14 protein-coding genes are annotated in these 13,881 nt (G+C 57.8%); 6 read left to right on the top strand and 8 right to left on the bottom strand.

Translation table 11 applies throughout. The annotated features are described in order from the left end of the window. Positions 1-9: 9 nt before the first annotated feature. The 3 genes from GZH47_RS22115 to GZH47_RS22105 are packed head-to-tail and all read right to left on the bottom strand — an operon-like array spanning position 10 to position 3,217. Complete coding sequence (locus GZH47_RS22115) at positions 10-864, bottom strand: type II secretion system F family protein (protein ID WP_162643191.1); 855 nt, start codon at positions 862-864, stop codon at positions 10-12. Further along, the gene (locus tag GZH47_RS22110; protein ID WP_162643190.1) at positions 861-2,099 is read right to left on the bottom strand and encodes a TadA family conjugal transfer-associated ATPase; all 1,239 of its coding nucleotides are present in this window, start codon (positions 2,097-2,099) and stop codon (positions 861-863) included. Before GZH47_RS22110 ends, GZH47_RS22115 begins: the two co-directional genes overlap by 4 nt. A gap of 11 nt (positions 2,100-2,110) precedes the next feature. Then, positions 2,111-3,217 (bottom strand): P-loop NTPase family protein, encoded by a 1,107-nt coding sequence (locus GZH47_RS22105; protein ID WP_162643189.1) that lies wholly within the window; start codon positions 3,215-3,217, stop codon positions 2,111-2,113. A gap of 292 nt (positions 3,218-3,509) precedes the next feature. Here GZH47_RS22105 and GZH47_RS22100 point away from each other — a divergent pair, with 292 nt between their 5' ends. Then, positions 3,510-4,148 carry a nitroreductase family protein gene (locus tag GZH47_RS22100; RefSeq protein ID WP_162643188.1) on the top strand — a complete coding sequence of 213 codons (639 nt, stop codon included), beginning with the start codon at positions 3,510-3,512 and terminating at the stop codon, positions 4,146-4,148. A 103-nt stretch (positions 4,149-4,251) separates the two neighbouring features. Here the strand turns inward: GZH47_RS22100 and ndk are convergent, their stop codons facing one another. Further along, the gene (gene ndk / locus GZH47_RS22095) at positions 4,252-4,725 is read right to left on the bottom strand and encodes a nucleoside-diphosphate kinase (protein WP_162645372.1); all 474 of its coding nucleotides are present in this window, start codon (positions 4,723-4,725) and stop codon (positions 4,252-4,254) included. 170 nt (positions 4,726-4,895) lie between these two features. Next, positions 4,896-6,734, bottom strand: a complete 1,839-nt coding sequence (locus GZH47_RS22090; RefSeq protein ID WP_162643187.1) for a M3 family oligoendopeptidase — start codon at positions 6,732-6,734, stop codon at positions 4,896-4,898. A 205-nt stretch (positions 6,735-6,939) separates the two neighbouring features. On the opposite strand from GZH47_RS22090, the gene GZH47_RS22085 reads away from it, so the two are divergent. Then, positions 6,940-7,122 carry a YycC family protein gene (locus GZH47_RS22085; RefSeq protein ID WP_162643186.1) on the top strand — a complete coding sequence of 61 codons (183 nt, stop codon included), beginning with the start codon at positions 6,940-6,942 and terminating at the stop codon, positions 7,120-7,122. Continuing rightward, positions 7,119-7,355, top strand: coding sequence for a hypothetical protein (locus tag GZH47_RS22080; protein ID WP_162643185.1), 237 nt, complete (start codon positions 7,119-7,121; stop codon positions 7,353-7,355). Before GZH47_RS22085 ends, GZH47_RS22080 begins: the two co-directional genes overlap by 4 nt. A 111-nt stretch (positions 7,356-7,466) precedes the next feature. Here GZH47_RS22080 and GZH47_RS22075 read toward each other — a convergent pair whose 3' ends face one another. Together GZH47_RS22075 and GZH47_RS22070 are read right to left on the bottom strand one after the other, a co-directional pair. After that, positions 7,467-8,159 carry a DUF2225 domain-containing protein gene (locus GZH47_RS22075; RefSeq protein WP_162643184.1) on the bottom strand — a complete coding sequence of 231 codons (693 nt, stop codon included), beginning with the start codon at positions 8,157-8,159 and terminating at the stop codon, positions 7,467-7,469. A gap of 25 nt (positions 8,160-8,184) precedes the next feature. Next, on the bottom strand, positions 8,185-8,562 hold the full coding sequence (locus GZH47_RS22070) for a globin domain-containing protein (RefSeq protein ID WP_162643183.1): 378 nt from the start codon (positions 8,560-8,562) through the stop codon (positions 8,185-8,187). A gap of 517 nt (positions 8,563-9,079) precedes the next feature. Between GZH47_RS22070 and ylbJ the strand changes: the two genes are divergently transcribed. The 3 genes from ylbJ to GZH47_RS22055 all read left to right on the top strand — a co-directional run bounded on the left by ylbJ (position 9,080) and on the right by GZH47_RS22055 (position 12,828). Next, complete coding sequence (gene ylbJ, locus GZH47_RS22065) at positions 9,080-10,153, top strand: sporulation integral membrane protein YlbJ (RefSeq protein ID WP_225446563.1); 1,074 nt, start codon at positions 9,080-9,082, stop codon at positions 10,151-10,153. A 135-nt stretch (positions 10,154-10,288) separates the two neighbouring features. Continuing rightward, positions 10,289-11,086 (top strand): NAD kinase, encoded by a 798-nt coding sequence (locus GZH47_RS22060; RefSeq protein WP_162643182.1) that lies wholly within the window; start codon positions 10,289-10,291, stop codon positions 11,084-11,086. Between the two features lie 2 nt (positions 11,087-11,088). Continuing rightward, positions 11,089-12,828 (top strand): ABC transporter ATP-binding protein, encoded by a 1,740-nt coding sequence (locus GZH47_RS22055; RefSeq protein ID WP_162643181.1) that lies wholly within the window; start codon positions 11,089-11,091, stop codon positions 12,826-12,828. Positions 12,829-12,904: 76 nt separating this feature from the next. Here GZH47_RS22055 and GZH47_RS22050 read toward each other — a convergent pair whose 3' ends face one another. Then, entirely contained in the window at positions 12,905-13,825 is a 921-nt protein-coding gene (locus GZH47_RS22050) for a YutD family protein (protein WP_162643180.1), read from the bottom strand. Positions 13,826-13,881 lie beyond the last annotated feature (56 nt).

Genomic DNA, 13,881 nt, shown 5'->3' with positions numbered 1-13,881 from the left:
GCCGACTCCTTACAAGCGGATTTTCATGATTTTCGACATCAGGACATAACATCCGCCCAGTGCGAACAGCGCTCCGGTCAACAACAGATATCCCGCCCCGCTGTACAGCGGGGCCATATACTCGGGCGCGGTTAAGCTCAAGAAGGCCAAGAAGACGAAAGGGACCGCCATCATGATCCGGGATTCGAACCGCTTCTGAGCGACCATGACGGAAATTTCCTGCTGTACCTCCAGCTTCTCGCCGATCATCTGGGACGTACGGCGAATAACGTCCACCATGTCCCCGCCAGATCGCTTGCATGTCGTGAACACATCCGTGAATTGCGTAATATCCTCGATTCCAGCCCGCCTGCTGAAATCGGTCAGCACCTGCTCAAGCGGCTCCCCGATGCCCAAACGAACGGAGATAACGTCGAATTCCCTCACGATTTCCGTCTCCGGACTGGGATACATCAGTTTCAAATCCTCATGCGCCGTCATAAAGGCGTTCTCGACGGATCGGCCGGCTGCCAGCGAGGAAGCAATCGAGTAAAGCGCCTCCTTGAACTGCTGCGCCAGCCGCACCTTGCGTTGTTCCAGCAGGAACTTGCGGTACGCTCTGGGAACGACGATTCCGGCTGCAGACAATACGAGCGCCGCGGGGATCGACCGATAAAACAAGAACGCTGCCAAGAATACGACTCCGCCCCCGACCAGCGCCGCCGTTACGAATTGCCGCTTGGTCAGCCGGTAATCCGCATACTGGACCAAGCCCCCGGCGTCGCGGGCCCTCGTTCTTGCTGCCTCCGAATCCGGCCAAGCTGCCCATTCTATCCAATCTCTCTTCGGGCGTATCGGTTTCTTTGGGCTTACAGGCATCCTCATGCGCCCTCGCCTCCCCAAATCTCGGTGATGCCCGCCATCTTTAATTTCCATGTCCGCTGCAGCTCATTCCCGGTCCGCTTCAATTCGCCGAGCAAGCGTCCGCTCGCCTCCCCTTCCTCCTCGAAACGGTACAGCGGCTGCATGACGACCTCTCCGTTCACGATGCCGGTCACTTCGCAGATTTCCGTGACGCGGCGCGAACGGTCGCGAAGCCTGGACAGATGTACGATAACGTCGATGGCCGAACCGATTTGCTGCCGGATGACGGCGACGGGCAAATCGGCGCCTGCCAGCGCCATCGTTTCCAGACGCGCGATCATATCGCGGGCGCTGTTCGAATGGCCGGTACTCAAAGACCCGTCATGGCCCGTATTCATTGCTTGCAGCATATCGATCGTTTCCCCGCCGCGCACCTCGCCTACGATAATGCGGTTCGGCCGCATCCGAAGCGAAGCCCGAATCAGCTCGCGCATCGAGATCGCTCCCTTTCCTTCCGTATTGGCATTACGCGTCTCCAGCTTGACGAGATTGGGGATGGAGACGATTTGCAGCTCCGCGGCATCTTCGATCGTCACCAGCCGTTCGTCCTCGGGAATGAATTGCGACAACGCGTTCAGAAACGTTGTCTTGCCGGAGCCCGTTCCTCCGCTAATGAACAGGTTGTATTTCGCTTTGACCAGCTTTTCCAGAAAGCCGGCCGCCTCTTCCGGCAGAGCTCCTAGCCCGATCAAATCTCTCATTAATAGCGGTTTCTCCGGGAACTTCCGAATCGTCACCGTCGGCCCCTTCAGCGCGATCGGCGGCAGCACGATATGTACCCTGGATCCGTCCTTCAAACGGGCGTCCACGATCGGAGAAGATTCATTAACGACACGGTTCACGCCGGCCACAACCGATTGGATCAAGTCTTCCAGGCGCTCCCTGCTCTCGAACGCGAACGGCATTCGCATCAGCTGCCCGCCCCGTTCGACGAAGAGCTCCTCATGACCGTTAATCATGATTTCCGTCACGGAGGGATCGTCCATCAGCGGCTGAATTAGATCGAGACCGCGGAAGGCATGAAATAGACGCCGCACCAATTGGACCTTCTCGCCTGCCGGCAGCGGATGATCCATGCACCACTCGAACACGACGCGCTCGATCTTACCCGTCAATTCACCGTCCGAGACGGCGCTGTCCAATGCCAGCTGCCCGCGGATGCGTTCCTTCAGGAGCTGTATCGTTTCTTCGCTCATGTCCTCGCCTCCTACAGGATGCCGAGCCTGCGGAGCAGTGCGTCCACGGCGCCCCGATATTGCGGCACCATCGCCCCTGTCCCGCTTAAATACTCGCCGCCCGCCCATTCCTCCACGAACGGAAGCACGGCATCCATTCGAGCCTGCTTTCCATCCGTTAACGTTCTATCATTCAGCGCGCCTCCAACCTGCACGAACCTGAACTTCGGCTTCTGTGCCTTGAATTCCGGTCCGAACTTCCTGTCGGCGAATGAAATCGCCAGCTCATTCTTGCGAAAGCTCGCGATATCCGGCGTCGTTAGCCATAGAATGGCATCGCTTTCCTCGAATACCGCTGCGTGCATGGCATCCATCCTGCTGTCCAAATCCACGACAATGAGGCCGTAATTGCCGGCAGCCGCAATGGCGGCAATCAGCTTCTTCGCCTGGTCCGTCCCGAGCGCCAGACGCTCGTCAGGATTATTGCAAGGGACGAACGCATCCAGGCTGTACGCCGGATACCGTTTGCGATAGGCCAACACGGCGGATACGCCTTGATCGGAATCCGATTGGATCGCATATAGAAGTTTGGAGAAATCATCGCCGCCCGCGCTTCCATCCGAGGACAAAGGCAATGATGCATTCCATTGTTCCAGGTTGAGATAGAACGATCGAAGCCCTGCGATGTCGGCGTGACGGGCGAGCTGCAGCGCAAGCGTCGTCTTCCCCGTCCCGCCCGAGGCGGAATACACGGTTACGACAACAGGCCCTTTCCCGCGAAGCGCCGGTTTAGGCAGCTGGTTTCCCTCGGCCGCATACAGCGAGGTAATGGCTTGCAGCAGCTGGGGCAGCGGCTGAAACTGCAGCAATTCCTTCTCGTACTTGGACTGCCCGTAGTAATCAACGAACGCAGCCGTCGTAAGATCCTCGGGCAGATCGCCCAGCTCGCCGAGCATGGCCGGCTGCGCGGCCAGCAGATCGATCGCATACCCGCTGCGGATAAATCCGCGCAGCGCCGCTGCGTTAGTGAATGCCGTCAGCTGCCAGTTCTCGCCGAACGACGAATGACGGATATATTCGGCAAGACGCTCGATATAATCGCTGTCGTTTACGGCCGCAATCAGATTTCGTTTGTTCATGATCTTCGATTCCACACTCCTCCGAGGATGAAAAGAACGCAAAAAAAGCACCATAACGACGCAGTTATCTGCGCGGTTACGGTGCTTCCGTAGCGACATAAATTCAATTGCCCATAATTTACCACGTACTCAAGCCGCCAGTCAACCCCTTTTATTTTTTCGATGTATCCGTTTCCATGCCAAAATACTAGTTGCTTATCTTTTGTAAGTAAATTATACTTACGTTAGTAACATATCAAAATTTGAGTTACTTAATTTTACAATTCATCCATATGAAAAGGGAGTTGTCATTATGAGCCAAACCAATACAACTGCTGCCCTGACAGCAGAAGAAGTCATGCGTGCCCGTCAATCCGTCCGTCAGTATAAGAGAGACGTTGTTATCCCGCAAGAAACGCTGAACGAAATTCTTGAACTCGCTGCAGCAGCTCCATCTTCGTGGAACCTGCAGCAATGGCGCTTCCTGGTTGTTCAAGAGCAAGCGCAGAAGGACTTCTTGCTTCCGATCGCTTACGGCCAAAAACAAGTATCCGACGCTTCCGCGGTAATCGTCGTTCTTGGCGATCTGCAAGCGCAAATCACGGGCCGCGAAATCTTCGAAGGCGCAGCAGCAGCAGGCCACATGCCGCAAGAAGTTGCCGACACGATGATCAAGCAAATCGAAGGCGCCTATGCGTTCGAGCAAGTTGCGCGCGACGAAGCGAACAAGAATGCCGGTCTTGCTTCCATGCAGCTGATGCTTGCAGCCAAAGCCAAAGGCTACGACACCGTGCCAATGGGCGGTTTCGACAAAGAGAAGCTGGTTGAAGCTTTGAAAATCCCTTCCCGCTTCATCCCGGTCATGATGATCGCCCTCGGCGAGGCAGCTACGCCAGCGCGTCCGTCCGGCCGCTTGCCGCTCAGCAAATTGGTCATTAACGAATCGTTCTAATTATCCGCTACCCCTTCCCTTTATATAACGAAAGCCCTCCGTTCTCCATAAGAGACCGCGAGGGCTTTCCTTTTGTCCATTCGTCCGATAAGCCGATGCAATGCTAATGCACCGTTTGTTCGCCGCCATGTCCTTGCTCGCTGGCATAGAGGTCCAACGGATGAGAAGATACCGGCTGCTTGCCGAAAAACAAGCCGATTTCGCGTGCCGCGCTTGCCGCGGAATCCGAACCGTGCACGATGTTGCCTGCAATATCCATCGCAAAATCGCCCCGGATCGTACCGGTAGACGCTTCCACGGGATTCGTCTTCCCGATCAAGGCACGCGCGTTCTCTACCGCATGTTCCCCCTGCCAGACCATCGCGCACACGGGCCCCGAAGTTAAATAGTCGACAAGCTCGCCGAAGAACGGCTTCGTCCGCAAGTCGCTGTAATGCTGCTCTGCCAGCAAACGGTCAATTCGCAGCAGCTCGATGGCCGCAAGCGTAAATCCCTTTTGTTCGAACCGCGCGATGATCGGACCGATCAGTCCTCTTCGAACGCCGTCCGGTTTAACCATAACAAATGTTTGTTCCAGCTGCATAACCAATCCCCTTTCCGTGATCACCTAAGTCTTGCGTTCCGCCGTGAGGGCAGAAAAACGGCGCAGACGCCTTTGCAGGCCGCACCGTTCCTTCTAGACTTCAGTATTCCACGGCATGGAAGTTTTCATTCCTCATTCGCCGATCGAAATTCGCCGCCTATCGCCTATTCTTCCGTCAGCGCCAGGAACGCGTCCACGTCCTCGAGCAGCAGCGACACGGCCTCGCGCCAGAAGTCCGGCTGATCCAATCGAACGCCCAGATGCTTCTCGGCCAGTTGCTCGACCGTCATCAGCCCCGTATCCCGCAGCAGCGAGACATAGCGACCCGCGAACGACGGCCCCGCTTTCTTCGCAATGGCATATATGCCGCCGCTGAACAAATAGCCGAACGTATACGGGAAATTATAGAACGGGACATCCGTTAAATAGAAATGCAGCTTCGCCGCCCAGAAATGCGGATGCAGCTCGCCGAGCGCGCCGCTGAACGCTTCGCGCTGCGCCTCTTCCATAAGCCCGTTCAGCTCTTCCTGGCCGACCATGCCTTCGCGGCGTTTCTCGTAGAAGCGCGTCTCGAACAGGAACCGGGCATGGATGTTCATGAAGAAAGCCACGGCGTTCTGCAGCTTCTCGTCCAGCAGCGCCAGCTTCTCGTCGCGTTCCGTTGCCGCTTCCAGCGCGGAGTCCGCCACGATCATCTCGGCGAACGTAGATGCCGTCTCCGCCACGTTCATCGCATATTCCTGCGCCAGCGGCGGCAGATCGTTCATCACGTGCTGATGATACGCGTGGCCGAGCTCGTGCGCCAATGTCGACACATTATCCGGCGTGCCGGAGTAGGTCATGAATATACGCGTTTGCTCGCTCTTCGGAAACGACGTGCAGAACCCGCCGGGACGCTTGCCGGGGCGGTCTTCCGCCTCGATCCATGCATCTTTGAACGCCATCTCCGTAAAATCCGCCAAGTCCGGGCTGAAAGCGCCGAACTGTTCTTTGATGAACGCCGCCGCTTCGTCGTATGAAACTTTCTTCTCCGTCTGACCGATCGGCGCAGCTACATCGTGCCAATCCAATTGCTCGAGCCCGAGCAGCTTCGCCTTGCGCTCAAGATAGCGCACAAGCTTCGGCTTTCCTTCCGTAACCGCCGACCACATCGCGTTCAGCGTCGCTTCGCTCATCCGGTTCATCTCTAGCGGTTCCTTCAGGATGGCATCCCCGGATGCATGGGCGAGCAGTTCCGCGTCAGCGGAACGACCAGCCCAGCCGCGTTTGCCGTACAGCTTCATACGGAAGCCGGAAATGCGATTCAGCGTATCCGCGCACAGGTCGGCCTGTTCGCCCCACACCCGTTCCCATTCGCGGAAAGCCGCTTCGCGCACGGAACGATTGCTGTTCGAGAGCCGATTGAACATCTGTCCGGCCGACAGCTGCTTGACCGTGCCGTCTTCCTCCGTCGCCTCGAACCGAATCCGGGAAACGATCGTATTGTAAAAATCGCCCCAGCCATGATACCCGTCGACTGCCAGCTCCCCGGCCAGCGCTTCCTGCTCCGGCGGCAGCTTCTCCTTCGCCGCTTCGCGGCGCTCGTTCAGCACGAACGCAACGGGCGCGGCCTCGCTGGATTGCAGCCAAGCCTTCCACGACGCTTCGTCGGTGCGGAGCAGCTTCTCGTCGTAGCTCGTCAGCGCGGCGTTGAACTTCGCCGACATCGTCTTCACGCGATCGTTCAGGCCGTTCGCGGCTGCGTCTTTCATTTGCTGCGCCTGCAGGCAGGATACGAACGAATCGGACTGACGCAGACGAAGCAGGATGGACTGCACCGCAGCGGTCCAGCTGGTCAGCTGTTCCGTGGATGGAGCCGCTCCTTGCGGCAATGTCGCTAGCTCGCCGTACAGCGCTTCGATATCGCGCTCCATGCCGGCCAGCTCCTCCAGAAATGACGCGGAGCTTGAGCCGCCCGCGTAAATGACATCTAAATCCCAAGTAATCGGATATTGCGTGGTCATAAGGGTCCCTCCTAATGTAACTGTGTAAGAAGTGTAGTTAAAGGCAAACCGTTCGTGCTTCAAATGCACGGCCGGGCGTACGTTGCGTATTAAGCAGCATCGGTGTATAACTGATTATAACGGTAATGTTGTCCCTTTTACCAATCCTATGCCGTCCCGGTTTCCTTTCCTAACAAGGGCCAATGAAGATAAGGAGTTGACACCGATGTCCCAACCATTGCAGCTTTCCGCCGAGACAGCCGTGAAGCTGGCCAAGGAATTGAACGTTCCGCTGGAGCATCTCATGCATATGCCGAAGCATATTTTATTGCAGAAAATCGCCGAGCTTGCGAAAGCGGCCCCTAGTCCCGAGAGCACGCCCGAAGACAAGGGAGACGGCAACCCGTGATTCCGTTCGAGCGCACCTTGCCGTACGACATCATCATGAAGGACGTGTATGTCCCTTCCTGTCCCTTCTGCAGCAAGGATAACGTCCTGCTCCCGCTTCGGCCGCGAGAGCTCTCGGATATCCACACCGGCAAGAAGCGGCTGCTCGTCTTCCCTTGCTGCCATAATCGCGTTACTGTCGTAGATGTCGACCAGGACTACCTGCTGACTGATACCGTGCTGCGACGCGCGTAAGGCTTGCCATCGTACGTAAATAAACCAAGAAACCGCCCGGGCTTCATGCCCAGGCGGTTTCTTGGTTTTGCTCACGTGATTGTCGAACCTGCTACGCGATACTACTCGATACTACGCGATACCCGCAGCGGTCTCGTCGTCGAGCCCCGTCTGCTCTTCGCGGATCAGCTGCCACTGCTCCCGGCTTGCCCGAATCATTGCGGCATCCGTGATTTTCTTGTCGTTCACGACGCGGGAAAACCAGCGTACGGCCAAGCGAGGCTCCCCGATGCGGCGGTTCAGCTCCCCGATCAAATACATCAGCTTCGCATTGTTCAGCGAAACGCCTTCCGTCTCGAACACCGTAACGTACGCATCGAGCGCAAAACGCAAGAAACGCTGCTCCTGCTCCCGGTCCTCCATCGAACGGTAGATCCAGGCGATGTGATGCAGAATGCCTGCGACGATCCGTTCCTTCTCCCCGATAACGCCCGCGCAGAGCAAAGCGATCTTATAGCAGGCCAAAGCCTGCTCTCTTGTCCGGCTGCCTCCGTATTCGCGGCGCGTCCATCGCGCGCCGATCTGCTCGTAATACTTCTTCCGCTGGGCATCCGTCATCGCCGTAATACCGTTCTCCGTCGAGGCGAACCCGCAGTCCGGACAGACGAAGACAACGTAATAGTCCGGATTGATCTCGGTTTTATAGGAAGCGCAGAAGTCGGTATCCTGACGGATCGACTTCTTGAAGCTTGGCCGGACACGCGACGTTGCAAAGGAACCCTCACAGCAAAGGCAGGTTTTGGTTGTCTCGTATAAAGGTTCCATGTCATCACGTCTCCAGATCGTAGGTTTAGGGTTGATTAATAAAGTGATGCGCCGGCCCCGAAAGCCGATCCAGCATCAGCTCCTGCAGCTCCATCGGCAAATCCGTCTCGGACAGCGCCGCGCGCATGCAGCTCAGCCAAGCTTCGGCGCGCTCCGGCGTGATCGGAAAAGGCATATGCCGCGCCCGCATCATCGGATGGCCGTACTGGTCGGAGTACAGGGATGGACCGCCGAAAAACTGGGATAAAAACAAGGTTTGCTTCTCCATGACAGGGTCGATGTCCGCCGGGAACAGCGGTCCCAGCAGCGGATGCTTCTGTACTTTAGGATAAAAGGCCTGAACGATTCCTTTGATGCCTTCGACTCCTCCAACCGCCTCGAAAATAGTGCTATAGTTATTCATCGTCTTTTTCATCTCCGTTTTGTAGGTCTTTGGAATTATTTTTTTGAAATTTTTTCAGGATATTTCATGCCATCACTATTCGTACCAGGCAATTGAACCGGACGGACGCCTTTTTCGACAGGCGGGCATGAACCATGAACATCAAAAAAATGCCCTCGCGCAGGAGGGCATTGCGGCAGTAGTATGATGGTGCGACTAAAGAACTGGATCAACTTTCATAATCCTCTTCTCCGGGAGCTATAAGCGACTCGCGGATGACGTACACGAAAGCACAGACAAGAATGCCGGCAATTATACTCATCGTCATCACCTCAAGCGTTTGTCTTAATCCGATTGTACCATAACCGGGATTAAAATACACCTCGTTTTGCAAGCGTTTTCTAAATTAATATATCTCCTAATAACTGGGCCTCCGGGACAAGATTCGCATGGACAAGTGATGAATGCGCGCCCCCCGACATATAGCAGTAATAGCCTGTTTTTCAATTGGCATTTAGGAGGGAAGATCCCCTTGTATATCGTCCGGTTTCTGCTGCGTCCGTCCGTCATCCCCGCTTGGTCGGCAGCCGTGCTCGTGCTGCTGCTCGCGGCTTTCCCCGCCCAAGCATTGGAGGCTTCCCTGCGCGGCCTGTCCATCTGGTGGGAAGTGCTGTTCCCGGCTCTCTTCCCCTTCTTCGTCATTTCCGAACTGCTTCTCGGCTTCGGCATCGTCCATTTCTTCGGCAAAATCCTCGATCCGCTTATGCGGCCATTGTTCCGCATTCCGGGCATCGGCGGCTTCGTCGTCACGATGGGCTACGCATCCGGCTATCCCGTCGGCGCGCGGCTGACCGCGCAGCTGTGGGAGCAGAAACTGATCAACCGGGCCGAGGGAGAGCGCCTCGTGGCTTTCACGACGACGTCCGACCCGATCTTCCTGATCGGCGCCGTATCGGTCGGTTTCTTCCACAGCGTAGCGCTCGCTCCCGTCCTTGCCGCTGCCCATTACTTCGGAGGGCTCATTATCGGCCTGCTCATGCGCTTCCATGATCGTCACGCCCCTGCCAGCAGCGAGAAGAAGGAACGGCGCGCGGGGGCTCGCCGCAAGAGCCGCGTAGCCGAGGCGCTGGAAGCGATGCATGTCGCCCGCATGATGGATGGCCGGCCGCTCGGCAAGCTGCTGCAGGATGCCGTCCAGGCGGCGCTGCGCCTGATGATCGTCGTCGGCGGACTCGTCGTCGTCTTCTCCGTCATCATGGAACTGCTTCGCCAGACTGGCAGCATCGACATGCTGGGCGGGGGCATCCGCGCGGTGCTCGGACTCGTCGGCATGCCTCCCGCACTATCGGATGCCGTCGTAAGCGGCACCTTCGAGGTTACGCTCGGCGCGCGCGCCGCGGGCTCCGCCGCCGGGAGCGGCCTCGTTCACCAAGTCGCGATCGCCGCGTTCGTGTTGTCCTGGGCAGGCCTTTCCGTTCATGCCCAAGTGGCCAGCCTGCTGAGCCGCACGGACTTGCGCTACAAGCCTTTTCTGATCGCGCGTCTCCTTCACGGCTTCATCGCCGCCGCGCTCGTTTATGCGCTCTGGGGCTGGCTCGGTCCTGCCCTGTAACGTTGTATTCGCCCCGGTTTTCGGCTATGATGCAAGGAGATACAGGCCGTTTGCCGCAAGGCAGAGCCGTCCTAGCGATGCAGGGTGCGGTTCTTATCCTTGAAGGCTCCGGCTGTACGGAAGGAGCTACAACTTTTGAATTACGTAGTCATTGACAGAGGCGATGAGCTGTCGAAGAAGCTCGCCGCCGATTTCCATAGGCTTGCGGCCGCCCGGGGCTTTACCCGTAACGACGACCGGCCCGAGATCGTCATCTCCATCGGCGGCGACGGAACGCTGCTGCAAGCTTTTCACACGCACGCGGACCGCATCGACGAACTTGCTTTCGTCGGTATTCACACCGGCCATCTCGGCTTCTTCGCGGACTGGAAAATCGACGAGCTGGAGGAACTCGTCCGCATGATGGCGGAGGACGAGCCCAAGATCGTGCGCTATCCGCTTGCCGAAATCGTGCTGGATACGTCCGAAGGACTTTCTACCTATATCGCGGTTAACGAATTCACGCTCAAGGGCGTGGACAATACGCTCGTCGCTCAAATCGATATCAACGACGAGCTCTTCGAGATGTTCCGGGGCGACGGCATCGTCGTATCGACGCCGTCCGGCAGTACGGCCTACAACAAAAGCTTGGGCGGCGCCGTCATCCATCCGTCCATCGAATGCTTGCAGATCGCGGAAATCGCGTCCATCAACAATCGGGTATACCGCACGCTCGGCTCTTCGGTCGTTCTGCCGCAGCATCACCACTGCGACATTATTTCCCGCAAAGACCAGCGGCTGCAATTAACGTTCGACCATCTGAACATCACGAGATCCGATATCCGTTCCATCCGGTGCAGCGTATCCGCGCGCAAAATCAGCTTTGCCCGCTACCGGCCATTCCCGTTCTGGAACCGGGTGCGCGAAGCGTTCCTCGGCTACGAAGTGAAATAGCCATGAACCAGTACCGCGCTTTCTATCGCATCGTGAAGCCGTATCGCTGGCTCGTCGCCTTAACGCTGTTCATAGGCGCCATCAAGTTCGCGATTCCGCTTACGCTGCCGCTGTTCATCAAATACGTCGTGGACGATGTGCTGCTCTCGAGCCTGCCCGCCGCCGACAAAACCTCCAAGCTGTTCAAAGCGATCGGCTTGGCCTTCCTGATCTTCGTCGTGCTGCGCTACCCGATCGAATATTACCGCCAGTACTTCGCGCAATTCACGACGAGCCGCGTGCTCTACGACCTCCGGAATAAGCTGTACGTCCATCTGCAGCAGCTGTCGCTGCGCTTCTATCAGAACCGCAAATCCGGTGAAATCATTTCGCGGATGATGAACGACGTCGAACAGACCAAAGCGCTCGTCGAAACCGGCCTCATGAACATTTGGCTGGATATGTTCACGCTCGTCATCGCGCTCGTCATCATGTTCAACATGAACGTGCCGCTTACGTTCGTCGCGATCGCGATTCTGCCGTTCTACGGCTACGCGGTCAAGAAGCTGTACAAGCGGCTGCGCGGCTACTCCCGGTCGCGTTCCCAGGCGCTCGCGGACATGCAGGGGTACTTGAACGAGCATGTGAACGGCATTCCCGTCGTCAAAAGCTTCACGCTGGAGCAATACGAGGAGGAGCAGTTCGGCAGCCGCAACCGGACGTTTCTGACGCGGGCATTCGCCCTCACCCGCTGGAACGCGCTTACGCAATCCATCGTCAACACGCTGACTGAAATCGCGCCGCTTCTCGTGCTTGCCTGCGGCGGATACCTGGTCGTGCAGGAAACGTTGACGCTCGGCGAGTTCGTCGCGTTCTACGGCTACCTGGACCGGCTCTATGCGCCGCTGCGCCGGCTCGTCAATTCCTCGACCGAGCTGACCCAAGCTTCGGCTTCCCTGGATCGCGTCATGGAGCTGCTGGACGAGCAGCCGGAAATCAAGGATGCGCCGCATGCCGCCGCGCTTCCTTCCGTTCGGGGCGATATCGTCTTCGACAACGTTTCCTTCCGCTATCACGACGAGACGGAGTGGGTGCTGCGGCATATCAATCTGACGATCCCGCACGGCCGCACCGCTGCCCTCGTCGGCATGAGCGGCGGAGGCAAGTCATCGATGGTCAGCCTGCTCGCGCGGTTCTACGACGTGCAGGAAGGCCGCATCTTGATCGATGGCCGGCCCATTGACGGAATGACCCAGCAAAGCTTGCGCTCCCATATCGGCATGGTGCTGCAGGACAACATCCTGTTCAGCGGCTCCGTGCGCGAGAACGTACTGCTCGGCAATCCCGAGTCGTCGGAAGAAGCCATGATGGAGGCAGCCAAGAAAGCGAACGCCCACGACTTCATCCTCTCCTTACCCAAAGGGTACGACACTGAAATCGGCGAGCGGGGCGTGAAGCTGTCCGGCGGACAGAAACAGCGGATCGCCATCGCCCGCGTGTTCTTGAAGGATCCCGCCATTCTCGTGCTGGACGAAGCGACGTCGGCGCTGGACCTGGAGTCGGAGCATGCCATTCAGGAATCGCTGGCGGAGCTGGCGCGCAACCGGACGACGCTTGTCGTCGCCCACCGCTTGTCGACCATCACGCATGCGAACCCCATCGTCGTGATCGAACACGGCGAGATCGTGGAGCAGGGCTCGCACGAGGAATTGATGGCCCTGAACGGGGCTTACGCGCGGCTGTATAACGTGCAGTATTTATAACTCAAATAATCGCGCAACGCGATGCAACCAAAAAACGCCGGTTCACCCCACGAGGGATGAACCGGCGTTTTCGTCGTTAGCTCTGTTTCGGCGCAGCGTCTTTGTTTCTGTTCGACGGCTGCTGTTGTTGGTGGTGTTGTTGGTGATGCTGTTGGTGATGCTGTTGGTTATGCGGCTGGTTCGGTTCGGAAGCTGCCGCAACCGGCGCTTTCTGATTGAAATGACGCTGCTTGCTGCGTCCGCGGTCCGAACGATCGCCGCGGTTATCCGGCTGACGTTCGCCGCGGTCATTACGCTCGCCGCTGCGCTCCGGCCTGTCGCCGCGATGCTGGCGCTCCGGCCGTTCGCCGCCGCGGTCGTTCTTCTCCGGACGATCGCCGCGCTCAGACTGATGGCCGCGTCCGGCTTGCTGTCCCTGGCGGGCGCCGTGCTCGCGGTCCTTGCCGGACGACTTGCGATGGTTGTCGCGCGAGCCTTCCCGCTCCTTATCAGGCTCCTTGGCCGTTTCCTTGCGGCTGTTCCGCTGCTGCTCTCGGCGCAAATCCCGCTCATGCCGCGGCATGAACTTCACGTGCTGATTCTCGGCCGCCGGAGCATCGGCTGCCTTGGCCGCCGCGATGGTGCGGGAAGCCGTGAGATAGGCTTCCTCCGCGCCGTCCGGCAGTTCGATGACTTCGATCTCGCCGCCTTCGCCGAGCTCCCCGTCCTCGCCCTGCTTCACGCCGCCAGGCTGCTTCTCCAGAACGAAGTAAGCGCAGCCGAAATTGCAATATTCGTTAATATAATCCGCAATGGAGGAAATAACGCTCTCCCGCGTCGCTTTCGGATGGGTGTCGCGGAAAAACCCTTTAAGCCGCAGCTGATTGTAGCCCCAGTCCCCGACGACGTAATCGTAGCGTTCCAGCACTTCGCTGTACCGCTCGCGGAACGCTTCCAGATTCCAACCGTTTCTGTTCTCATGAATCAATGCGTAGGCTCTTCCGCTAATATGGATCAAGACAGCTTCTCAACTCCTTAAAAGTTTTGCGATCACGGTTCGCTGCCGGTTAGCCG

This window comes from Paenibacillus rhizovicinus (assembly GCF_010365285.1).
Classification (GTDB): Bacteria; Bacillota; Bacilli; order Paenibacillales; family Paenibacillaceae; genus Paenibacillus_Z; species Paenibacillus_Z rhizovicinus.
The sequence above is the reverse complement of the archived record's forward strand: the minus strand, read 5'-3'. Positions and strand labels throughout refer to the sequence as shown.